Genomic DNA, 21951 nt, shown 5'->3' with positions numbered 1-21951 from the left:
GCTAGCATGCTGCAAAGTATACGAGATGGCTCCAGAAGCTGGGGTGCCAAGATAATTATAGGGCTCATGGTGGCTGCCATGGCACTGTTTGGCGTGGAGTCGCTGTTTAGCGTGTTCGGTAGTGACCCCAATGAAGTCGCCAGCGTTAATGGCGAACCCATTATGCGCCAGCAAGTTGAGCTAGAAGTGCAGCGCGCGCTGCGTTCTGGCCAAGTTCCTCCCGAGCAAGAGCGCGCTTTGCGCAATGACATGCTCGATCAACTCATTACTCAATCACTATTGACCCAGTACGCTGAAGAGGGCGGTTTTTTTGTTTCCGACGCTCAGTTGGATCAAATGATTGTCAGCTTGCCTGAGTTTCATGATCAGGATGGCCGCTTCTCTGCTGAGATCTTCCGTAATCGCCTAGCCGGTGCGGGCTATACGCCGCTGTCATTCCGCGAAGAGCTACGGGTTGATATTAAACGTCAGCACCTGCAGCAGGGTCTCGCGTTTAGCGATTTCAGCCTCCCCAGCGAAGAAGAGCGCTTAGCCGAGTTACAACGCCAGCAGCGTGATTTCCGCTATTTCATGTTGAATGCAGATGATGCTGACGTCGATATCAATGTAACAGAAGCGCAAATGCAGACGTACTACGACGCTAACGAGGCTCGCTTCGAGCGCCCAGAGCAGGTGCGTGTTGAGTACGTTTTAATTGACCGCCAAGCCATGGCGGAAGATGTCCAGGTGGATGAGCAGGCGCTTCGAGATGCTTGGCATGAGCAGAATCAAAGCGCTGACCGTCGGGTATCTCATATCATGGTGACCTTTGGTGACGAGCGTAGCCGCGAAGAAGCCGAGGTAGTGGCGAATGAGGCACTCAATTCCCTCAATGACGGTGATAGCTTTGCTGACACCGCTGCGCGTTACTCTGATGATACTGCCAGTGCTGAAGATGGCGGTGACCTTGGCGTCATCAGTCGTGGCTTCTTTGGCGATGCGTTCGATGAAGCGGCTTTTTCATTAGGCGTAGGGGAAACCTCACAACTGGTGGAAATGGACGGTGCTTTCCATATTCTTCAAGTGACTGAGCTGGCAGGTCCGTCGTTTGAAGAGCAACGCGATGCGCTTGCCCAAGAAGTGGCTCTGCGCGACGTTAACGATGAGTTCAATGAGCAGGTGCAGCGCCTGATTGATGAAAGCTTTGCCGCAGATGATCTTAAGAGCGTAGCCGATGACTTAGGCCTGACACTCAACCAAACGGACTGGCTGGCTCGTGGTGAAGGGGATGGTGTGCTTTCTGAGCCAGGCGTGTTGGAAGAAGCCTTCAGCGCAGACGTGCTGGAAGAGGGCTACAACAGCGAAGTGATTGAGCTAGACAACGACCGCCGCTTAGTGCTTCGTGTCGCCGAGCATCGTGATGCGACTGTTCTGCCCCTAGATGAAGTGCGCGATGAAGTAGAGCAGGCTGTTGCTGCTCAGCAGCGCCAAGAAGCACTTCAGGAGCAGGCAGCAGAATTGATCGCCTCGCTCCGTGCGGGCGATGCCGTTGAGCTGGAGTGGCTGGAAGCCAATAACATCTCTCGCCAGTCTGACAGTACGCTGCCTCAGGCGCTGGTGGGTGAAGTGTTTCGCATGCCGCGCCCTGAAGAGGGCGAAAGCGTCTATCGTGCCGTGAATATGCCCCAAGGTGTGGCCGTCGTCGCGTTGGATAGCGTCTCTATTGGCGAGGTGAATGAGCAGATGACATCGTTTGTCGCTCAGATGGCCGAGCAACTGCGCGCTCAGTCGGTTATCCAAGGGTTGATGGATGACCTGCGTAGCGACGCGGAGATTGAACGCTAAAGGTTATTTATCTCTACCTGCAGCCAAGAAAAAGCCGATCAATTTTCGATCGGCTTTTTTAATGCTTAAAGAGCATTGTTTAGGGCGGAGCGTTTAGCGGAAACTGGCGTAAAACTGGCTCCGCATGGCGATCGTTGGAGCTTTCAATCACAATATCCCAGCCGTGCTCGCTATCCCAATCGCCTAACACAAAGCGTTTGGCGGGCACGTCTTCCACCGTTAGGTCGTGCACTTTCGGACGATGGGTATGACCATGAATCATGGTCGACACACCGTGGCGCTGCATCAGCGCAACGACTTCTTCCTGAGTGACATCCATGATGTCCTCTGCTTTCCCGGCATTGGCATCACCCGACTGCATGCGCAGGCTCTTGGCGAGTTCCAGCCGCTGCTCTAACGGCAGCGCAAGAATCTGGGACTGCCACTGTTCACTGCGTGACTGAGCCCGAAATGCCATGTAGGCCTCGTCTTTGGTGCACAGGCTGTCGCCATGCAAAATGACGGCGGGTACGCCTTGCAGCTCTACCTGCTCGCTTTCTGGTAGCAGCGTGGCTTGGCAGCCATTAATGAAACGCTCGCCCAGCAAAAAGTCTCGGTTGCCGTGAATGAAATATACAGCCGTACCCGCGTCGCTTAACGTGCGCAGCCGTTTAATCACCTCATGAGCAACCGCGCTTAACGGATGAGGAGTATCCAGCAGGTCGTCGCCAATCCAGGCATCAAAAAGATCGCCCAAAATGTAGAGCGCGTCCGCCCCTTCGGCGGTATGTTCCAAGTAACGGTAAAACCCCTGATTAATCTCAGGGGTGTCGTGACTTAGATGCATATCAGCTACTAGCAGAGTACGCATAAAGCTCCCAACGGTTATTCCGCTTCCTTCACGTAAGCGCGCTCGATGATGACATCTTCCGCGGGAACGTCGGCATGCATACCACGGCGCGTGGTGCTGACGCCTTTAATGGCGTTAACCACATCCATGCCTTCAACCACTTCACCAAACACCGCGTAGCCCCAGCCCTGCAAGCTTTTGCCGCTGTGGTTCAGGAAGCTATTGTTGCCAACGTTGATGAAGAACTGTGCGGTGGCGGAGTGAGGGTCTTGGGTGCGGGCCATGGCCAGCGTGCCGACCGTATTCTGCAAGCCGTTGTCCGCTTCGTTTTCAATCGGGTCGCGGGTGGCTTTCTGGTTGAAATCCTGATCGAAGCCGCCGCCCTGAACCATGAAGCCATCAATGACCCGGTGAAACAGCGTGCCGTCGTAAAAACCGTCGCGCACGTACTGTTCGAAATTCGCCGCGGTAGCCGGGGCTTTTTCATGATTAAGCGCAATGGTGATGTCACCGTGGTTCGTCTGTAATACGATCATAGATAAATTCCTGTTCAATAAAGGCGTTCGCCTTGGCGCTGTGCATCGGCGTCACGTTATAATAGCGGTTTTGCTCGGCACCGCGAAGCGCAAACCCAGATTGCATTCGCAACGTTTGCCCAGCACGCCATCCACCATGAGGTTATCAACACCACCATGACCAACGAGACCACCCCAGCGCCGAACTTCATTCGCAACCAAGTACGCGACGAGATAGCGGGCGGCCAGGTCACCAAAATTGTGACGCGCTTTCCCCCCGAGCCCAACGGCTTTTTGCACATCGGCCACGCCAAGTCGATTTGTCTGAACTTCGGGTTGGCAGAGCAGTTAGGTGGTGAGTGTCATCTGCGCTTTGACGACACCAACCCAGCAAAAGAAGAGCAGGCGTACATTGACGCCATCAAAGAAGACGTTAGCTGGTTGGGCTTTGAGTGGGCAGGCCCGGTACGTTTTGCCTCCGACTACTTCGACCAGCTTTACGCCTGGGCGCAGCACCTGATCCGTGAAGGCAAAGCCTATGTGGATGACCTGTCTCCGGATGAGATCCGCGAGTATCGGGGTACGCTCACCGAACCTGGCAAGCCGAGCCCCTACCGCGAGCGCAGCGCTGAAGAGAATCTTGATCTTCTAGAGCGGATGCGTAACGGCGAGTTTGGTGAAGGCGAAAAAGTACTGCGTGCCAAAATTGATATGGCGTCGCCCAACATTAATTTGCGAGATCCGATCCTGTACCGGATTCGCCATGCTCATCACCACCAAACGGGCGATAAGTGGAAAATCTACCCCTCGTACGATTTTACCCACGGCCAGTCGGATGCCATTGAGGGCATCACCCACTCCATCTGCACGTTGGAGTTTGAAGACCACCGCCCGCTGTATGAGTGGTTCTTAAATAATCTGCCGGTGCCCGCGAAGCCCCGTCAGATTGAGTTTGCGCGCCTCAATCTCGACTACACCTTAACGTCTAAGCGCAAGCTGAAGCTGCTGGTAGATGAGCAGATTGTTGATGGGTGGGACGACCCACGGATGCCGACCATCTCCGGTATGCGTCGTCGTGGCTATACCGCCGCGTCCATTCGCAAATTCTGCGAGATGATTGGTGTCACCCGTTCCGATGGCGGTTTGGTGGATATCGCCATGCTGACCCACGCCATCCGCTCAGATCTGGAAGATAACGCACCCCGCGCCATGTGCGTGATGAAGCCGCTGAAAGTAGTGCTGACCAACGTGCCGGCAGACCACGAAGAGGTCTACGAGGTGCCAGGCCACCCGGCGCGTGAAGACATGCCGATGCGTAAAGTTCCTTTTGGTCGTGAGCTCTACATCGAGCAAGACGACTTTATGGAAGACGCGCCGAAGAAATTCTTCCGCCTAGCACCGGGCAAAGAAGTGCGTCTGCGCAACAGCTACGTAATTCGCTGTGATGAAGTGATCAAAGACGATGCAGGTGAGATTGTTGAGCTGCGCTGCTCCGTGGACTTCGACACCCTGGGTAAAAACCCGGAAGGCCGCAAGGTGAAAGGCGTGATTCACTGGGTCAGCGCTGCCCATGGTGTACCGATGGAAGTCCGCCTGTACGACAACCTGTTTATGGTCGAGCAGCCGGACCGCGATAAGGATGTCGACTTCCTGGAGCACCTGAACCCCGAGTCGCTGGTGGTATGTGAAGCCATCGGCGAGCCAAGCTTAGCCAGTGCAGCTCCAGAAGATCGCTTCCAATTCGAGCGAGTAGGTTACTTCTGCGCCGATCGTCACGCCTCTACTGCTGAGCACCTCGTGTTTAACCGTACCGTCGGTCTGAAAGATAGCTGGGCGAAAATCAAACAGAAGGGTTAAGGAAACGTCATATGCACATTTACAATACGCTGACACGCCGCAAAGAGCCTTTTAGCCCACTGGTTGCTGGCAAGGTCAGCATGTACGTTTGCGGCATGACGGTGTATGACTACTGTCACCTTGGCCACGCCAGGGTGATGGTGGCCTTTGACGTGATTACCCGCTATCTGCGCCACCGTGGATATGACGTGACCTACGTGCGTAATATCACGGATATCGACGATAAGATCCTCAAGCGGGCCGAGGAGAACGGCGAAACCATCAGCGCGCTCACCGAGCGCATGATTGCTGCGATGCATGAGGATGAGGCGCGCCTGAACGTGCTGCCGCCCAGCCAGGAGCCCCGTGCTACGGGGCATATTGGTGATATCGTCGCCATGATCGAAACGCTAATCGAAAAAGGCTTTGCCTACGCAGCGGCCAATGGTGACGTTTATTACCGAGTGCGTAAATTCGCCGACTACGGCAAATTGAATAACCGTCAGTTGGATGACATGCGCTCTGGTGCACGGGTCGACGTGGATGTGCACAAAGAAGACCCGCTGGATTTCGTGCTGTGGAAAGCGGCCAAGCCCGGTGAAGCCCACTGGCACTCCCCCTGGGGAGACGGGCGACCGGGTTGGCACATCGAGTGCTCCGCGATGTCGACCTGCTGCTTGGGCGATACCTTCGATATTCATGGCGGTGGGCCGGATTTGACCTTTCCCCATCATGAAAACGAGATTGCCCAATCGGAAGCGGCGACAGGTAAAACCTACGTCAATACCTGGATGCATGCTGGAGCCGTTCGCGTCAACCAAGAGAAGATGTCCAAGTCGTTGGGCAATTTCTTCACCATCCGCGACGTACTAGCCGAGCACGACCCAGAAGTGGTGCGCTACCTGTTGGTGGCAAGCCACTATCGTAGCGCTATTAACTACTCGGTCGATTCGCTGGTCGAAGCGCGCAAATCGCTAACGCGGTTGTATACGGCGTTAGAAGGAGTAAACGCCGACGAGCAGGCAGCCGCCAGCGATGCTGCGGAGCGCTTTACCGCGGCAATGGACGACGACTTCAACACGCCCATCGCTTTGGCCTCGCTGTTCGATTTGGCCCGCGATCTTAACCGTGCGAAAAGTGATCAGCCAGCAGAGGCACCACGTTTGGCTGGTGAATTAAAGCGTTTGGCCGGTGTGCTGGGACTACTGCAGCAAACGCCACAAACGTTCCTGAAAGGTGCCCAGCAGCAGGTAGCGCTGAGCGAAGAAGAGATCGAAGCAAAAATCGCCGAGCGACAAGCGGCGAAAGGAAGTAAGGATTTTGCCCGCGCTGATGCTATTCGTGATGAGTTGGCAGCGCTTGGTATCATTCTCAAAGACTCTCGGGAAGGAACCACCTGGGTGATCGAAGCGCCTTAATCGTGATAAACAGTCAGGCGTCGTTACTGCGGCGTCTGACTTCAACGCAGCAGGCTCTTATACTGAAACGATACGCCCCAGAAGCTCATTGAAAAGGACGACTCCATGCGCTCATTGTTCACACCTGCCATGGTTGCCGGTTTATCAACGGTAGCTATTTCTATGGCCACGCTCTCCACGGCCAGTGCCAACGACCCCGTCGTGGTCTCTTCTAAAATCGATACCGAAGGCTCGGTGCTAGGCGAGTTGATTATTCAGACGCTGGAGCGCAACGGTATTCCCACGGAAGATCGCCTGCAGCTTGGTGGTACCAGCGTGGTACGCAGCGCGTTGCAGGCGGGAGAGGTTGATCTTTATCCCGAATACACCGGCAACGGTGCTTTCTTCTTTGATATGACCGATAGCCCGGTATGGAACAGCGCTGAAGACGCCTACCAAACTGTTCGTGAGCGTGATGCGGAACAGGGCTTAATTTGGCTTCAACCAGCAAGTGCCAATAACACATGGGCTATGAGCATTCGTCAGGATGTGGCCGAAGCCAATGACTTAACCACGTTGGATGATTTAGCTGCTTATCTTGCCGACGGCGGGGAATTCAAATTTGCCGCTAGCGCCGAGTTTGTGGAATCCGCCCAGGCGTTACCTGCTTTCCAAGAAGCCTACGGTTTTGAGCTAAGCGATGACCAACTGCTGGTGCTTTCTGGTGGCAATACGGCTGCAACGATGCGTGCAGCGGCTCAGCAAACCAGTGGTGTCAATGGTGCCATGACCTACGGGACCGACGGTGGTTTAAGCGCTTTAGGCCTCGTCGTGCTCGAAGACTCTAAAGGCGTTCAGCCGGTGTATCAGCCAGCGCCCGTGGTGCGGGAAGAGGTGTTGAATGCCTATCCGGAGATGGAGGCGCTGCTTAATGAGGTATTTTCCACGTTAGACCTAGTGACGTTGCAAGAGCTCAACGCAGATGTCGCGGTGAATGGCTTCTCGCCGGATCAGGTCGCCAGTGACTACCTAGACAGCCTGGATGACTAATGAATGTCGTTAATCGACGCCTTGCCTTCGCCATCGTTTAAACGACGCCCATGGCACCCGAATGTTGTGCTGTTGTGCCTAAGCGGTGCCATGCTGGCTGCCGCTTGGTTGTTAAGCTTTGTCAGTGTTGCTCCTAATCGCATTGTTTCCGGCACGGCTTTTGGCATGGTAGACGCCATTAGCTGGCCGGGCGCGGCACTGGTATCACTGCTCTTTATCGCCATGGCGGCGTTGTCGTCTGTGCCTACCTCAAGGCACTACCGGGCGATGCTGGGCATCATCATACTCACCTTGCTGTTGATGCCGTTTGGCTTAATGGTGGCAGGCCACTGGTTGGTCGACCCCTCGTTACCCCAGGCACGACTCGGCATTGGCGCAGCCTACTGGACCGTGCTGTTCGTACTGTTGCTGTGTTTGGTGGAGCTACGCCTACGCTTAGGGTTATCCCGCTGGTGGCCCACGCTGCTGCTGGCAGGCGTGGGCATTGCTTGGTGGGGATGTGCCGCGCTGTGGCTAGATCGTCTTGCCCTCGTGCAAGAGTTCCAGGCCCGAGAAGGGCAGTTTTATCAGGCCATTGGTCAACATATTGCCTTGGTGGGCACAGCCGTGGGCGTTAGCGTGGTGCTGGGAATGCTGTTAGCGATGCTGATGCGCCGCTATCAGCGCCTGCAAAAAATCGCGTTTACACTGCTGAACTTTTTACAAACCATCCCAAGTTTGGCGCTGTTTGGGCTACTGCTAGCGCCGCTCGCTTGGCTGGCGGCTAACGTACCCCCGCTGGCAGCGTTGGGTGTCAGCGGTATCGGCAATGCTCCAGCGCTGATTGCGTTAATTGCTTATAGCCTGCTGCCCATGGTGCGTAATACCTACATTGCTCTGGAAGAGGTCAGCGCTGAGACGCTCCAGGCCGCTAAAGCCATGGGTATGCGTACCGGGCAGCGTTTTTGGCAGGTGCGTTTTCCATTGGCGCTTCCCGTACTGTTAGAAGGCGTGCGCATTACGGCTGTACAGGCGATTGGGCTAACGGCAGTGGCGGCACTGATTGGTGCTGGCGGTCTAGGAACGTTTATTTTTCAAGGGCTGGGTCAAGCCGCCATGGATATGGTGCTACTGGGCGCAATGCCCATTCTGATCTTGGCACTGATAGTGGACGCAGGATTAGGGGCGTTGGCAGATGCGCTGCGTCCCGGAGGACAGGAATGATAGAGCTTTCCCATGTTTCAAAACAGTTTGGTGACGATATCGCGGTGGAAGACATCACGCTGCGGATCGCAAAAGGAAAGTTCTGTGCGTTGGTCGGTACCTCTGGGTGTGGTAAATCTACCACCCTGCGCATGATCAACCGCCTGATTGAACACTCCAGTGGTGACATCTTCCTTGATGGCCAGGCGATAGAACAGTACGACCCAGTAAAACTACGTCGGCGAATCGGCTATGTGATCCAGAGTACCGGGCTGTTTCCCCACTGGAACGTCGCGCGCAATATTGGCTTAGTGCCTCGATTGCTGAAATGGCCCGCTACAGAAATTAACACACGTGTAGAGGAACTGATGGGCGTACTTGGCCTGCCAGTGGGCGAGTTTGCGCATAAATATCCGCATCAGCTCTCAGGTGGCCAAGCGCAGCGAGTAGGGGTGGCCCGCGCCTTAGCCGCAGACCCCGATATACTACTGATGGATGAGCCCTTTGGCGCACTGGACCCAATTACCCGGGAAAAGCTCCAGGATGAGCTGGCCAAGCTACAGGCACGGCTACACAAAACCATTGTGTTCGTGACCCACGATATGGATGAAGCGCTGAAGCTAGCCGACCATTTGGTCGTCATGCGTGATGGCCGTATTGTCCAGCAGGGCACACCGCTGGCACTGCTTCAGCAGCCCGCTGATCCGTTTGTGGAATCCCTGCTCGGTGGGCTTGAGCGGGGGTTGAAGCAGGCAGCGTTAACGCGCGTAAAAGATCACATGACATCGCTTGGGCCTACTTTGCCGGCACAATCTCGAATTCCCGCCGATTTCTCGCTGCGCCAAGCGCTTTCCATGATGCTGCGGGACCACTGCGACCGCTTAACCGTGGTGGATCAAGGCGATGTGCCAATAGGGGAGCTTTCGCTGCGCCGCATCGTTAAAGAGGCGCAGTTGGATAAGGTGAGCCAACGTGACGCGTAATTCTGCCACCGTCAGCCTGCCGAACGCACCGAGCATTCAATGGTTTCTGCCGCTTATTTGGGTCGCGCTACTGGCGATGTGCATCGTCGGCATGCCGCTCCTAGAGGGCCTGTTTCGCTGGGTAGAGCCTGACGCCCGGCAAGTCGTCTATGATCGCGCGGCGTTTTACGAGCTGCTGGGCCGCCATGTGTTAGTCGTTGCCGTGGCGGCAGTGGTCACCATTGCGGTTGGTGTGGCGGCAGGTATTGCCGTTACCCGCGAGCGAGGGCGGGATTTCTTGCCTCTGGTGGGGCAGTTGGCCTCTTTAGGGCAAACGTTCCCTCCGGTAGCGGTGCTGGCGCTGGCGGTGCCCGTTCTGGGCTTTGGTACGCTGCCTATTATTGTTGCGCTGATGCTCTACGGGCTGCTGCCAATCGTACGCAATACGCTGGCGGGCATTAACGATGTTGACGCGACCATCAAAGAGGCGGCCCAGGCGATGGGCATGACGCCTTGGCAGGTGCTGAGTCACGTGGAGTTGCCCCTGGCAGCCCCGGTGATTCTGGCAGGGGTGCGTACTTCGGTGACTATTAATATTGCCACTGCGGCACTCGGTGCCACTGTCGGGGCCAGTAATCTGGGAGACCCCATTATCGCAGGTATCGTTAATGGCAACATGGCCTACGTGCTACAAGGCGCGCTGCTGATTGCACTGCTGGCGCTGAGCGTGGATAGCGCCTTTAACGTCTATCAACAGCGGCTTCGCCAACGCCTCTCTGCTTCTTAAGTGCTCTCTGCGTCTTAAGTTGAATCCCTAAACGGCTTGCACTGAGTTACTGTCCAAGTGTTGCGTTGATCCGTGTCAGATAAATCCACTGGCATAAAAGGTCATGACCGACAACACTGCCCTCAAAAGGGGTAAAAACAAGGACAATAATGATGACTCAGTACGTACACCAGCCGGCCTTCATGACCGGTGATGAATTCTTGATCGAGACGTTCAGTCTACTCAATCCGGATGGCGAGCTGTATCCGGGTGGCGAAGAGCCTTCGCTCACCCGAGAGCACGCTCGTAGGCTGTATCAAGCCATGTTAGCCACTCGTATTCTTGATGAGCGCATGATGGCTGCCCAACGCCAAGGGCGGCTGAGTTTCTATATGCAGTGCACCGGTGAAGAAGCCGCCGTGGTGGGTGCGGCTGCAGCACTAGATGACGCCGATATGATCATGGCCCAGTACCGCGAACAAGGCGCCTTGATGTATCGCGGCTTCTCAATCGATGAGTTTATGAATCAGCTGTTTGGCAACGAGCTTGATTACGGCAAAGGCCGCCAAATGCCGATTCATTACGGCTCTCGCAAGCTGCACTACATGACCATCTCTTCCCCGCTAGCGACTCAGATTCCGCAAGCCACCGGGTACGCCTATGGCCAAAAGCTGGCCGGTGAAGGCCACTGTACGCTGACCTTTTTTGGCGAAGGCGCAGCCTCAGAAGGGGACTTCCACGCCGCGTTGAACATGGCCTCGGTGCATCAGGTGCCGGTGATCTTTTTCTGCCGCAACAACGGCTACGCTATTTCTACTCCCTCCACAGAACAGTTTGCCGCTGACGGCATTGCTCCCCGTGCCTTTGGCTACCATATGCACGTGATTCGCGTGGATGGTAACGACGCCCTAGCGGTGTATGAAGCGACCCGCCAAGCGCGAAAAATCGCCGTTGAGCAGAACCAGCCGGTGCTGATTGAAGCCATGTCCTACCGGTTGGCTGCCCACTCATCTTCGGATGACCCGTCGGGCTATCGCGCTAAGAGCGAAGAGGAAGCGTGGCGCGTGAAAGATCCGCTGCTGCGTATGCAGCGCTGGCTGGCTAAGAAAGACTGGTGGAGCGATGAAGAGGAAGCTGCCCAGCAGGAGAGCCTGCGCCGTGAAGTGCTGGAAACCATGAAGCGCGCCGAAAAACGCCCGCCGCCGCCGCTGGAGTCGTTAATCAGCGATGTTTATGCCGATGTGACACCTGCGCTACAGCACCAGCTGGATCAGTTGAAGCGCCATATTCGCCGCTACCCAGATGCCTACCCGCGCGGCGCAAAATCGCTAGATCTGACGCTTTCGTCAGCCACTGATACCCAAAGAGAGGCGTAATATGGCGACGATGAATATGCTCCAGGCGATTAACAACGCGCTGGATATCGCCATGGCGGAAGATGAGAAAGTCATCTGTTTTGGTGAAGACGTGGGTATTTTTGGCGGTGTTTTCCGAGCCACCAGCCATTTACAAGAAAAGTACGGCAAAGCGCGCTGCTTTAATACGCCGCTGGTGGAGCAGGGCATCATTGGCTTTGCGAACGGCTTGGCCGCACAAGGCTCTGTACCCGTCGCTGAAATCCAGTTTGCGGATTATATCTTCCCCGCATTTGATCAGATCGTTAACGAGACCGCCAAATTCCGCTACCGCTCTGGGGATCTCTTCAACGTAGGCGGGCTCACCATTCGCACACCCTATGGCGGCGGCATTTCCGGGGGCTTATACCACTCGCAATCTCCTGAGGCGTACTTTACCCACACGCCGGGCTTAAAAGTGGTGGTGCCGCGCAACCCCTATCAAGCCAAAGGGCTGCTGCTGGCGGCGATTCGTGACCCCGACCCCGTGCTGTTTTTAGAGCCAAAACGGCTCTATCGTGCCGCCGTAGGTGAAGTGCCCGATGAAGATTACCAACTGCCAATTGGTGAAGCAGAAGTGATCAAAGAGGGCACCGATATTACCCTGGTGGGCTGGGGTGCGCAGATGGAAGTGATCAGTAAAGCCGCCGAGCTTGCCGAAGAGCAGGGCATTGCCTGCGAGGTCATCGACCTGCGCTCGCTGTTGCCCTGGGATGTGGATACCGTGGCAGAGTCGGTATTCAAAACCGGCCGTATGATTGTTAGCCATGAAGCGCCGCTCACCGGCGGCTTTGCCGGTGAAATTGCTGCAACGATACAAGAGCGCTGTTTTCTCTATCTGGAATCGCCGATTACTCGGGTTACCGGGCTGGATACGCCTTTCCCGCTTGTGCTGGAGAAAGAGTACTTGCCCGACCACCTGAAAATTTTTGAAGCGATTCGCGAAAGTGTGAACTTTTAGCGCCAGGGAGAACAGCCATGAGTGACTTTTTACTGCCGGATATCGGTGAAGGCATTGTTGAGTGTGAAGTGGTGGAGTGGCGCGTGGCCGAGGGCGACTCCATCGAAGAGGATCAGCCGATTGTCGAAGTGATGACCGACAAGGCGCTGGTGGAAATCACCGCGCCAGAAGCCGGGACGGTCACCAAGCTGTATGTGCCGCAGGGGAATATCGCCAAGGTTCACGCGCCGCTTTATGCATACCAAACCGCCGGTCAGTCGAACAGCGACACTGCAGCTACCGAGCAGGCACCTTCAGCGCCGCCCAGTAGCCACGGGGTGGCCGCTGATGAAAATAGCCCGCCGCCTAAAAGCCAAGCCGTTACCCCGGCTGCTGCAGGCAAAGTGCCCGCTAGCCCTGCGGTGCGCCGCTTAGTACGCGAGCACAGCCTAGCCCTGTCGGAGATCTCAGGCAGTGGCAAAGATGGCCGAGTACTGAAAGAAGACGTGCTAGCGCACCTCAACGCGCCAGCGGTATCTCACCAAACGGCCAGTGTTTCGATGCCTTCAAGCACCGGCTTAGCACCCTCAAAAGTAGAGCCGCTGCGCGGCGTGCGGGCGGTGATGGCCAAGCGCATGGTTGAGGCCGCTAGCTCCATTCCTCATTTTCACTACGGTGAAGAGATTGATGTCACTGAGCTGTTGGCGCTGCGCGAGCGGCTCAAGCCGCAGGTAGAGGCGAAGGGCGAACGGCTCACGCTGATGCCGTTCTTTATGAAAGCGATGGCGCTGGCCGTGGCGGAGACGCCGATCATCAATGCACAGTTAAACAGCGAAGCCAACGAGCTAAGCTACTACGACCAGTGCAATATCGGCATGGCGGTGGATAGCAAAGCGGGACTTTTGGTACCTAACGTGAAAGGTGTCGAGGGCTTAACGCTGTTTGAGATTGCCAAAGAGGTCGGCAGGCTAACCAATGCCGCTCGGGAAGGGCGCGTGGAGCAGGCAGATCTAAAGGGCGGCACCATCAGTATCTCCAACATTGGTGCTCTTGGGGGAACCTACGCTGCGCCGATTATTAATGCGCCGGAAGCCGCCATTGTGGCCATTGGCAAAACCCAGTGGCTGCCGCGCTTTGATGAGCACGGGGCTGTGCAGCGCCGGGCTATTTTGACGGTCACCTGGGCAGGCGATCATCGCTTTATTGATGGCGGTACCATTGCTCGTTTTTGCAACGCCTGGAAAGGCTTTCTAGAGGCGCCGGAAAGCATGCTGCTTCATCTGGCTTAACCGTGTAGGCACCTTGCTATGAGCCAGGCACCGCTGCAGCAGTTTTACATACCCGAAGAGCAGTCGGTGTACCTGCTAAGCCATCACGATGCGCGAAAGCTAAAAGACTGGGTAGCGCTGTGCCAGGCACAGCTTGCCCAGTTGGGCTATTCAAATATCGAGCTGATTGGTAAGGGGGCCTACGGGTTTGTTTTTGCAGGCAGCGCATGGCAGCAGGGCGTCAAGGCGCACTACGTGTTCAAGTTTTCACGCATTACGCTGCCCACTCATTTACAAGAACGCCTCGAAGAGGAGGCGTTCATGCTCGATCAGGTATCGCACCCCCGAATTCCCAAGCTCATTACCTACCAGCGCGCACGCGGCCAGTCGATTTTGGTCATGGAGCGTGCGCCTGGCTGGAACCTGGAGCAAGTGTCGCTCAAGCAGGGAAAGCTCCCACCACGATTGATCGTGCGCATTGCCGCGCAGCTGGCGGATATTCTCAAAGCGCTGCGTCGTGAAACGGGCCCACATGTACGGCCGGTGGTACATGGCGATATCAAGCCTTCCAATCTCGTTTTCGATGCGGTCAGTGAATCCATCGCGCTGATCGACTGGGGCTCATCGGTGTTCGCACAGTTGGATGAATCGCTTCAGTTCGTGGGTGCCAACGTAATGGAGTTGATGTCGGACAATCTGCAGCAAACCAATGCACGGCTGGGGGATGTCTATTTTATCGGTGAAGAGCAGTTGAACGGAGCGCTCTCGTCGCCACGGTTCGATGAGCAGGGGGCGGCAGGTACGCTCTATGCGCTGGCCTCGGCGCAGTCCTGCCGTTTTGGCCATCGAGCAATTCCGGCCAGCTCATTGGGATTGCCCATTGAGTTTGCACGCACGCTGGATGGCATGCTCGACCCCGACCCACAGGTGCGGCGTAAAGCGGGGGATTACTTTATTCGTGAAATGCCGCGCATGGCGAAGCTTGTTATGGTTGACCTGCCAATCGCCCCCCAAACGCCGCTAGTGCCCGTATGGGGAAAAGGCCTGCGTCGCCCGGCTAGCCAAGAAATTGATACCGTGGTGTACAGCTCACGAAAGGCGTTTTTACGCGAGGCAAGCGCTGAGGAGACGTTAAATGACGTTAACGATGTGCAGCTTGATCGCTACTACAAACAGTTTATGCAGGGCATGGGAGAAACCGAAAAAGCCTTTTTGGCCTCGGTGAGCCGGTTGGGCAAATACCCGGTCGTAGGCGGTTTAGCAGTGCGCTGGGAGCGGGAGGGTGTTTATATCGATTCGTCGCTCAACCTGCATGACCCAGCGCTAAAGCCCGCGTTTATCGAAGCGGTGAATAACATGGTGCACTTAGCACGGGCCATTCATCGCCAGGGGGTATTTAAAAGCTGCCTGTTCAATGCCCGCCAAACGCTGCACTTAGAGCGTGTTAGCCCTGAGGAGGCGTTTCACTGCCAGCCAGAGATGGCGATTAATTACGAAGTGAGCGCGGTGCCGGAAATGGAGGATCGCACCCGGCAGCACAGCTACTTTGAAGATGGCCCAGACCCAGAAGAGCTATTGGTGCTGCCGGATTCCATTATGCAGATGCTTCAGCGGCTCAATGAGATTCACCATACTGGCATGATCATCTTTGAAGCGCTGCCCAAACATCTCAAAATCCATAGCTACTATCGGCTGCTCGACCCCCAACGCGAACAAGAGTTTCGAAGTCTACTGAGCCGAATGCTGGCCGCTGTCAGTCAAATCGAGGGGCTGGGCGTGTCAGGGTTTATGAAGATGCCCTACAAGGACACGCGCTTTTTTACCCACTTAGAACGACAGCCAGAGCACTTCTACCCCAAAGACCCGAAAGAGTATGTGAGAAAAAGCGCCTTGCCCGCGCCGCTGCGTTAGGCGGCACTGTTAATTCGGCGCGTTTGTGATTAGCCAGCTCGCCAAGTGTTCGGTTAAACGGTCGGTGGCGCTACCAAAGGCGTTCACCACATCGGGTATCTCAGTGCTTGTGGCGCGCTCACGAATCGCAAAGCTGGTGGAGGCCACGGGCTGTTGGTCCGCGCCGAGTAATTGAACGTCTAACTGCAGGTTAACGCTTGGCGGAGAGGTGTCATACTCGCTCTGAAAGTGGCGCAGCTCGCTTAATAGCAGCAAGTCGTGAGGTAGCCGATCGCTGCTCACGTTGGCGAACAGCTCTTGCTGCTGCAGCCCTGCAATCAGCTGGGCTTGCAGCATGTCCGGCGCATCTTCATGCCAGCGAGCACCCTCATACACATTGACCACATTGCCTTCGGGAAACACCACGATACGATTGCTGCTGAGCAGGTGGCCCGCTTCTGGTGTAGCGATACCCAGTCGCTCTGGCTGCGTGATGGTGGCAGGGTCGCTCTGCATCGTGGTAGCAGGCAAGCGATACAGCGTCGATGGCGCTTTCTCCGGTAAAATAGAGCAGCCCGAAAGGGTGAGTAAGGCACTTAGAAGAAAGCCGTTACGTAAAACGTGCATATTCATGGGCGGAACTCCTCTACTTGGTCGCGGCCTAGGAAAAAGTCCGTGGGGCTCTCTTCAAGTTCCCGCGTAATGCGTTCAAGGGTGGCGAGTGTCGAGCGTAACGCCGCTAGGGCCGGGGCAATGTCGCGAGTGCTTTGTAGAGTGCCTTCCACAGCACCCGCGTTATCGTTCACCAACTGTTCTATCCGCTGGGCAGCGCTGGCAACATCGCGGCTGGCGCTCTCTGCGCTGCGCATCACCTGCTGACCCTCCTGGCTCAGCAGGCGGTTCGCCTCTAGGCTAAGCGATTCGATACTTTCAAGCGTGGTGGAGGCTTGGCTTGACACATCGCCAAAGAGCGCCATGTTTTCATCCAGGGCAGACTGCTGAGAAGCAATCATCTCGGTGATTTGGGCAATATTGGTCAGGATATTGCCTGCTTGCTCACGATTATTGTCATCGAAGAGCTCGTTCACACTCTGCAAAATCGCGTTGAGGTTTTCGACCATCTCTTCGCCTTCGTCAAACAGCGTAGCAATAGGCGACGGATCGGCTTGAATGAAAGGCGTATCGTCGCTGCTTTGCGCTAGCAAGCGTTGGCTTTCTGGGGTGCCGCCATAGAGCTGCACGGACATACTGCCGGTAATGCTGGCAAAGGCTAGCTTTGCGCGGGTATCCACTTTGATCGGAGTGTCTTCATACACGCGAATAAGCGTGATCACTTGGCGTGGGTCGTCAGGATTGAGGGAAAGCTCGGTGACATCGCCCACTTCAATGCCGTTGTACTGCACCTTGCTACCCACCGAGAGGCCGCTGACGCTGCGCTCGAACAAAATGCGGTAGGGTTGATAGTCGCGTTGGCCAGCCGCATAGCTCATCCAGAGCGCAAACAGCAGGGCGGCAGCGGCCGTTAGCACGGTAAACAGGCCGATCAAAATATGGTGCGCGCGGGTTTCCATGTGCGTCACTCCTGAGAAGATGTTGGGCCAGCAGAGCGCTGTGCAGCGCGTCCACGCGGTCCATTAAAGTAATCCTGTACCCACTCGTCGTTCGTTTTCGCGACGTTTTCCAGGGTATCCACCACCAGAACGCGCTTTTGCGACAGCACAGCGACTCGGTCACAGGCCGCATAGAGTGTATCGAGGTCGTGGGTGACCAAAAAAACGCTAAAGCCCATTGCATCGCGCAGCGTGACCAGCAGTTGGTCAAACGCGGCGGCCCCAATGGGGTCGAGTCCTGCGGTAGGCTCATCGAGAAACAAAATATCCGGGTCCAGGGCCAGTGCCCTGGCAAGCGCGGCACGTTTCACCATGCCCCCAGAGAGCGATTCTGGAAATTGCCGTGCGGCATGAGGGGGCAGGCCTACCAGCGAGAGCTTGATACGCGCCAGATACTCGGCCTCTTCCCGAGAGAGTTTGGCGTGCTCGATAAGCGGCAGCGCAACGTTTTCTTGCAGGTTGAGCGAACTAAACAGCGCCCCACGCTGAAAGAGCACCCCAAAGCGCCGCTCGACTTGGCTGCGTTGGGACTCACTTAACTCATTTAACCGCTGGTTCAGCACCTCTACTGTGCCGTCATTTGGCCGCTTTAAGCCCACAATACTGCGCAGTAAAACTGATTTACCGGTACCTGAGCCGCCGACAACGCCGAGAATTTCGCCTCGGTAGAGGGTCAAGTCCAGCCCTTCGTGAACGACGTTGTCGCCAAATCGATTCACCAGCCCCTGCACGCGAATAACCGCTTCATCGCGCTCGGGCTGTTGCGGCATCTCTGAATATCGCTCGGTCACCAGCCCATCTCCATGAAAAATAGCGCCGCTAACGCATCTATCAGAATCACCATAAAGATGGACTGCACCACGCTTGAGGTGGTGTGGGCGCCTACCGATTGGGCACTGCCGCTAACTTTAAACCCTTCTAGGCAGCCAATGACGGCAATCACAAAGGCAAATACCGGCGCTTTGCTCAAGCCGACCAGGAAATGAGTGACCGACACGTCTTTTTGCAGTGTGGTGATGAACTGACTTACAGAAATATCCAGCGATAGGGTGGCCACCACCGCGCCGCCGACGAGGCCGCTCAGCATGCCCACAAACGCTAGAAGCGGTAGGCTGATCAACATCGCCATCACCCGGGGAAGCACTAGTAGCTCAATCGGGTCGAGACCCAATGTTTTGAGGGCATCAATCTCTTCGTTGGATTTCATCGCGCCAAGCTGGGCGGTAAAGGCGCTGGCGGTGCGGCCTGCCAAAAGTATCGCGGCCAAGAGCACGCCAAATTCCCGTAAAAATGAAAAAGCTACGAGATCAATGGTGTAAACCGTTGCACCGAAATCTTGGAGCACCGTGGCCCCCAAAAACGCCACCACTGCGCCCACCATAAAGGTTAAGAGCGCAACGATAGGCACCGCATTCAAGCCACTTTGCTGAATATGCGCGACGGTGGCGGTAATACGCCAGTGGCGGGGTCGAAACAGAAGTGAGGTAAATGTGGCCAGCACCAAGCCAATGAAAGCCAGTAGCTGGCGCTGCTGAGACCCCAGCGCCACCATTTGCTGGCCCACTGTCGCTAAGGCTTCGCTAATCCGGTTGGGTCGGAGTGGGGGGCTCTCAAGCGGAGCGTCCATAGCCTCGGCAATGCGTATCAGCAAAGCCTGCTGCACCTGGGGGAGATCGCTGGCCCAGTCGCCAATTTGTTTGGTTTTTTCAGCACCAATTAGCTCAACGATCAGCGCCGCGCCGGCGGTATCCAGCCCCTCAAAGCCGGGTAGCGACAGCGATGCCGAGCTTAGCTGACCCTGCTGCTGTAGGGCGCGCTTCAGCTCAGCGTAGTGGCGTAGTGTCCATTCGCCGTGCAGCGAGACACGCTCGCCCTGTTGAGTGATCCACTCGTTTGGCATCCCTGCTCCTCAGTGCCTTCACATGCAGTGAAGGCCTATGATGCAATCAAACGAGCGTTAGTGAAAGGTAAGCCGTCGTTTCTTAACGTGACGCACGATACTTGGGGGCCAGCTCCTGCTTAATTTTCGCTGCTACTTCCTTGAGTCTGGGGCCAAGGTTGTTGACCAATCGATCATGATCTAAACGCAGGCTAGAGCCACCGCAGTTAATCGCCATCACTTCGGCACCATCTTCCAAAATGAGCGGCATGGCCACAGCGCTGATATCCCGCTGCCAATCCTGCTCGGAGAGGCAAAAGCCGTACTCAGCATAGTCGCGCAGGCTCTGCTCAATACCGGCATGAAGGCGCGGCCAATCGCTGCCGTGAAACGCGGCTAGCTCTTGCATCACCTGTTGGCGGCGCTCGTCAGATAATCCGCACAGCCAGGCACGACCAATCGCCGAGGTGGCGATGGGCAGCCGCGAGCCGACATCCAAGCGAATAATCAGCGGCCCGTGGCCGTGGCAGGTTTCCAGATACACCATGTCGCTGCGGTCGGCACCGCCCAGGCTCACGTTGCAGTCGGTGGCGTCGGCAAAATGCTGTAAATGGGGGCGAGCAATTTCGCGAATGCCCATATTAGCCAGAAAGCGATAACCCAGCGCCAGCACACCCGGCCCGAGGCGGTACTTCTCAAGGTGGCGATTGTGTTGCAGGTAGCCTAACTGGGTCAGCGTATAGGTTAACCGGGACACCGTGGGGCGGGGGATGTGGGTGCGATTCGAGAGCTCTGCATTGCCCAGGTACTCTTCCCCTGTTCCAAAAGCGCGGAGCAGTTCTAACCCCCGCGCAAGCGCGGTGACAAAGTTGCGATCTTTTTCGGGTGATTGCGGCTCATCAGCAGCGGCGTCGGTTGGTTCCATCAAGCGTCTCGGCTAATCAATCATTGAGTGGCAAGTATCGCATACCTGCGCTGGGGCGTTGCAAAGCGCGATAAGAGAGCTTAGTCAACGCTTGGCCTGCGGCGCCTGCCTTAGATATTGTGCTAGCGCCGCAGGAGGGCGGTTAGCTCTCCAGGCGTTCAATGATGGTCGCAATGCCCTGGCCAACGCCAATACACATGGTGACCAGCGCATAGCGCCCGCCAGTGGCTTCTAGCTGGCGCAGCGCAGTGAGCGCCAAACGTGCGCCCGAGGCACCCAGCGGGTGGCCAATGGCAATGGCACCACCGTTGGCATTAAGGCGCGGATCGTCGGCGGAAAGACCCAACTGCTTAACGCAGCCCAACACCTGCACCGCAAAGGCTTCGTTGATTTCAATCACGTCCATCTGCTCAAGCGAAAGGCCAGCCCGGGCCAGCGCTTTTTGCGAGGCGGGTACCGGCCCCAGGCCCATAACCCGGGGAGCAACGCCCGCCACGGCGCTGGCAACGATACGTGCTCGCGGAGCAAGCCCAGCTCGCTCGCCTGCTGCACGCGTGCCGACAATCAGCGCGGCAGCCCCGTCGTTTAATCCAGACGCGTTGCCTGCGGTCACGACACCGCCTTCAAACAGCGCGCCGAGTTTGGCCAGTTTTTCCTCGGTGCTTTCAGCGCGGGGATGCTCATCTTTATCTACCAACAGCGGCGGCTGTTTGCGCCCTTGAGGCACTTCTACCCCAAACATTTCGCCTTCATAAAAGCCGTTTGCCAGCGCCTTGGCATAGCGCGCTTGGGAGCGGGCGGCAAAGGCGTCGCTGGCCTCGCGGCCAATGTTCAGGTCGTGGGCAATGTTATCGGCAGTTTCCGGCATGCTGTGGCTGCCGTACTCTTTGGCAATCCACGGGTTGGGGAAGCGAGAGCCAATCACGGTATCAAACATCGGCTGATTGCGAGCGTAGGGGGAGTCGGCTTTGCCCAGCACGTAAGGCGCGCGGGACATGGACTCCACGCCGCCAGCCAAAAATAGCTCACCTTCGCCTAAGCAAGCGGCACGGGCGGCATCCATCATCGCGGCTAGGCCACTGCCGCACAGGCGATTGACGGTTTGGCCTGCCACCTCAATCGGCAGGCCCGCTAGCAGCGCACCGTGACGGGCCACGTTACGGGAATCTTCCCCCGCCTGGTTAGTACAGCCCGCCAACACCTCTTCGTAGCTTTCTGGGGCAAACGGATTACGCGCCACCAGTGCTTTGAGCGTTAAGCCCAGCAGCTCATCCGGGCGAATGGCCGCTAGGCTGCCGCCATGGCGACCGAAAGGGGTGCGTAATCCGTCGTAAATATAGGCGTCTTGCATGGTTATTTTCCTTGTTTGTGTAAGCCTTACTTGAGCCGTAATTGAAACTGAGGGGGTTCAGCCCGTTGGCCCGTCAGTGAGAGACATGCCCAGCGCGGCGCGGCGGCGCAGCCACGGGCTAGGGCGATAGCGGGGGTCACCGGTGGCGTCTAATAGGTTGTTTAAGATGGTCAGGATGCGCGAAGCGCCGTAGTGGTCGCCCATACGCAGCGGGCCAAACGGGTAGCCCAGGCCAAGTTCCACCGCACGATCAATAGTGGCGGGTGCAGCAACGCCTTGCTGTGCAATATCTGCCCCAACGTTGACGATGCAGGCCACCACACGCTGCAGCAC

Annotated in this window: 20 protein-coding genes; 11 read left to right on the top strand and 9 right to left on the bottom strand. The window is 56.5% G+C overall.

The window, feature by feature from the left end; genetic code table 11:
• Window positions 1–6: 6 nt before the first annotated feature.
• Window positions 7–1824 (top strand): SurA N-terminal domain-containing protein, encoded by a 1818-nt coding sequence (locus tag BIS10_RS06925; protein ID WP_253503772.1) that lies wholly within the window; start codon window positions 7–9, stop codon window positions 1822–1824.
• A 79-nt stretch (window positions 1825–1903) separates the two neighbouring features.
• Here the strand turns inward: BIS10_RS06925 and BIS10_RS06920 are convergent, their stop codons facing one another.
• Together BIS10_RS06920 and BIS10_RS06915 are read right to left on the bottom strand one after the other, a co-directional pair.
• Complete coding sequence (locus tag BIS10_RS06920) at window positions 1904–2674, bottom strand: UDP-2,3-diacylglucosamine diphosphatase (protein WP_083023534.1); 771 nt, start codon at window positions 2672–2674, stop codon at window positions 1904–1906.
• Window positions 2675–2688: 14 nt separating this feature from the next.
• Window positions 2689–3189, bottom strand: a complete 501-nt coding sequence (locus BIS10_RS06915; RefSeq protein WP_083023535.1) for a peptidylprolyl isomerase — start codon at window positions 3187–3189, stop codon at window positions 2689–2691.
• 156 nt (window positions 3190–3345) lie between these two features.
• Between BIS10_RS06915 and BIS10_RS06910 the strand changes: the two genes are divergently transcribed.
• The 10 genes from BIS10_RS06910 to BIS10_RS06865 all read left to right on the top strand — a co-directional run bounded on the left by BIS10_RS06910 (window position 3346) and on the right by BIS10_RS06865 (window position 15874).
• The gene (locus BIS10_RS06910; protein WP_253503770.1) at window positions 3346–5025 is read left to right on the top strand and encodes a glutamine--tRNA ligase/YqeY domain fusion protein; all 1680 of its coding nucleotides are present in this window, start codon (window positions 3346–3348) and stop codon (window positions 5023–5025) included.
• 11 nt (window positions 5026–5036) lie between these two features.
• A complete protein-coding gene (cysS, locus tag BIS10_RS06905; RefSeq protein ID WP_083023539.1) occupies window positions 5037–6422 on the top strand; it encodes a cysteine--tRNA ligase in 1386 nt (461 codons plus the stop codon).
• Between the two features lie 129 nt (window positions 6423–6551).
• Window positions 6552–7451, top strand: a complete 900-nt coding sequence (locus tag BIS10_RS06900) for an ABC transporter substrate-binding protein (protein WP_392567156.1) — start codon at window positions 6552–6554, stop codon at window positions 7449–7451.
• A 3-nt stretch (window positions 7452–7454) separates the two neighbouring features.
• Complete coding sequence (locus BIS10_RS06895) at window positions 7455–8654, top strand: ABC transporter permease (RefSeq protein WP_083023541.1); 1200 nt, start codon at window positions 7455–7457, stop codon at window positions 8652–8654.
• Complete coding sequence (locus BIS10_RS06890; RefSeq protein ID WP_253503767.1) at window positions 8651–9616, top strand: ABC transporter ATP-binding protein; 966 nt, start codon at window positions 8651–8653, stop codon at window positions 9614–9616. Before BIS10_RS06895 ends, BIS10_RS06890 begins: the two co-directional genes overlap by 4 nt.
• On the top strand, window positions 9606–10382 hold the full coding sequence (locus BIS10_RS06885; protein ID WP_253503764.1) for an ABC transporter permease: 777 nt from the start codon (window positions 9606–9608) through the stop codon (window positions 10380–10382). The genes BIS10_RS06890 and BIS10_RS06885 overlap by 11 nt, the downstream gene beginning before the upstream one ends.
• Before the next feature lie 152 nt (window positions 10383–10534).
• Window positions 10535–11737, top strand: a complete 1203-nt coding sequence (locus tag BIS10_RS06880; RefSeq protein WP_083023544.1) for a thiamine pyrophosphate-dependent dehydrogenase E1 component subunit alpha — start codon at window positions 10535–10537, stop codon at window positions 11735–11737.
• Between the two features lies 1 nt (window position 11738).
• On the top strand, window positions 11739–12716 hold the full coding sequence (locus BIS10_RS06875; RefSeq protein ID WP_058576352.1) for an alpha-ketoacid dehydrogenase subunit beta: 978 nt from the start codon (window positions 11739–11741) through the stop codon (window positions 12714–12716).
• 17 nt (window positions 12717–12733) lie between these two features.
• On the top strand, window positions 12734–13984 hold the full coding sequence (locus tag BIS10_RS06870) for a 2-oxo acid dehydrogenase subunit E2 (protein ID WP_253503761.1): 1251 nt from the start codon (window positions 12734–12736) through the stop codon (window positions 13982–13984).
• Between the two features lie 18 nt (window positions 13985–14002).
• Window positions 14003–15874 (top strand): protein kinase, encoded by a 1872-nt coding sequence (locus BIS10_RS06865; RefSeq protein ID WP_083023547.1) that lies wholly within the window; start codon window positions 14003–14005, stop codon window positions 15872–15874.
• Between the two features lie 9 nt (window positions 15875–15883).
• Here BIS10_RS06865 and BIS10_RS06860 read toward each other — a convergent pair whose 3' ends face one another.
• The 7 genes from BIS10_RS06860 to BIS10_RS06830 form a co-directional block, all read right to left on the bottom strand.
• Window positions 15884–16486: an ABC-type transport auxiliary lipoprotein family protein gene (locus BIS10_RS06860; protein ID WP_083023549.1), complete on the bottom strand. Its 603-nt coding sequence runs from the start codon at window positions 16484–16486 to the stop codon at window positions 15884–15886.
• On the bottom strand, window positions 16483–17424 hold the full coding sequence (locus tag BIS10_RS06855) for an MlaD family protein (RefSeq protein WP_253503757.1): 942 nt from the start codon (window positions 17422–17424) through the stop codon (window positions 16483–16485). Before BIS10_RS06855 ends, BIS10_RS06860 begins: the two co-directional genes overlap by 4 nt.
• A 5-nt stretch (window positions 17425–17429) precedes the next feature.
• Complete coding sequence (locus BIS10_RS06850; RefSeq protein WP_253503784.1) at window positions 17430–18233, bottom strand: ABC transporter ATP-binding protein; 804 nt, start codon at window positions 18231–18233, stop codon at window positions 17430–17432.
• A gap of 17 nt (window positions 18234–18250) precedes the next feature.
• On the bottom strand, window positions 18251–19363 hold the full coding sequence (locus BIS10_RS06845; protein ID WP_253503754.1) for an ABC transporter permease: 1113 nt from the start codon (window positions 19361–19363) through the stop codon (window positions 18251–18253).
• 82 nt (window positions 19364–19445) lie between these two features.
• Window positions 19446–20267 (bottom strand): IclR family transcriptional regulator, encoded by an 822-nt coding sequence (locus BIS10_RS06840; RefSeq protein ID WP_253503752.1) that lies wholly within the window; start codon window positions 20265–20267, stop codon window positions 19446–19448.
• Window positions 20268–20409: 142 nt separating this feature from the next.
• The gene (locus BIS10_RS06835) at window positions 20410–21618 is read right to left on the bottom strand and encodes a 3-oxoadipyl-CoA thiolase (protein WP_253503749.1); all 1209 of its coding nucleotides are present in this window, start codon (window positions 21616–21618) and stop codon (window positions 20410–20412) included.
• Between the two features lie 57 nt (window positions 21619–21675).
• On the bottom strand, window positions 21676–21951 hold a 276-nt coding region (locus BIS10_RS06830), incomplete at its 5' end, for a 3-hydroxyacyl-CoA dehydrogenase family protein (protein WP_253503746.1).

Origin of the sequence: Halomonas sp. 707B3 (assembly GCF_024158645.1) — a bacterium.
Taxonomy (GTDB): Bacteria; Pseudomonadota; Gammaproteobacteria; order Pseudomonadales; family Halomonadaceae; genus Vreelandella; species Vreelandella lionensis.
Note: the sequence above shows the minus strand (reverse complement) of the source record. Positions and strands in the feature narration are given on the sequence as shown.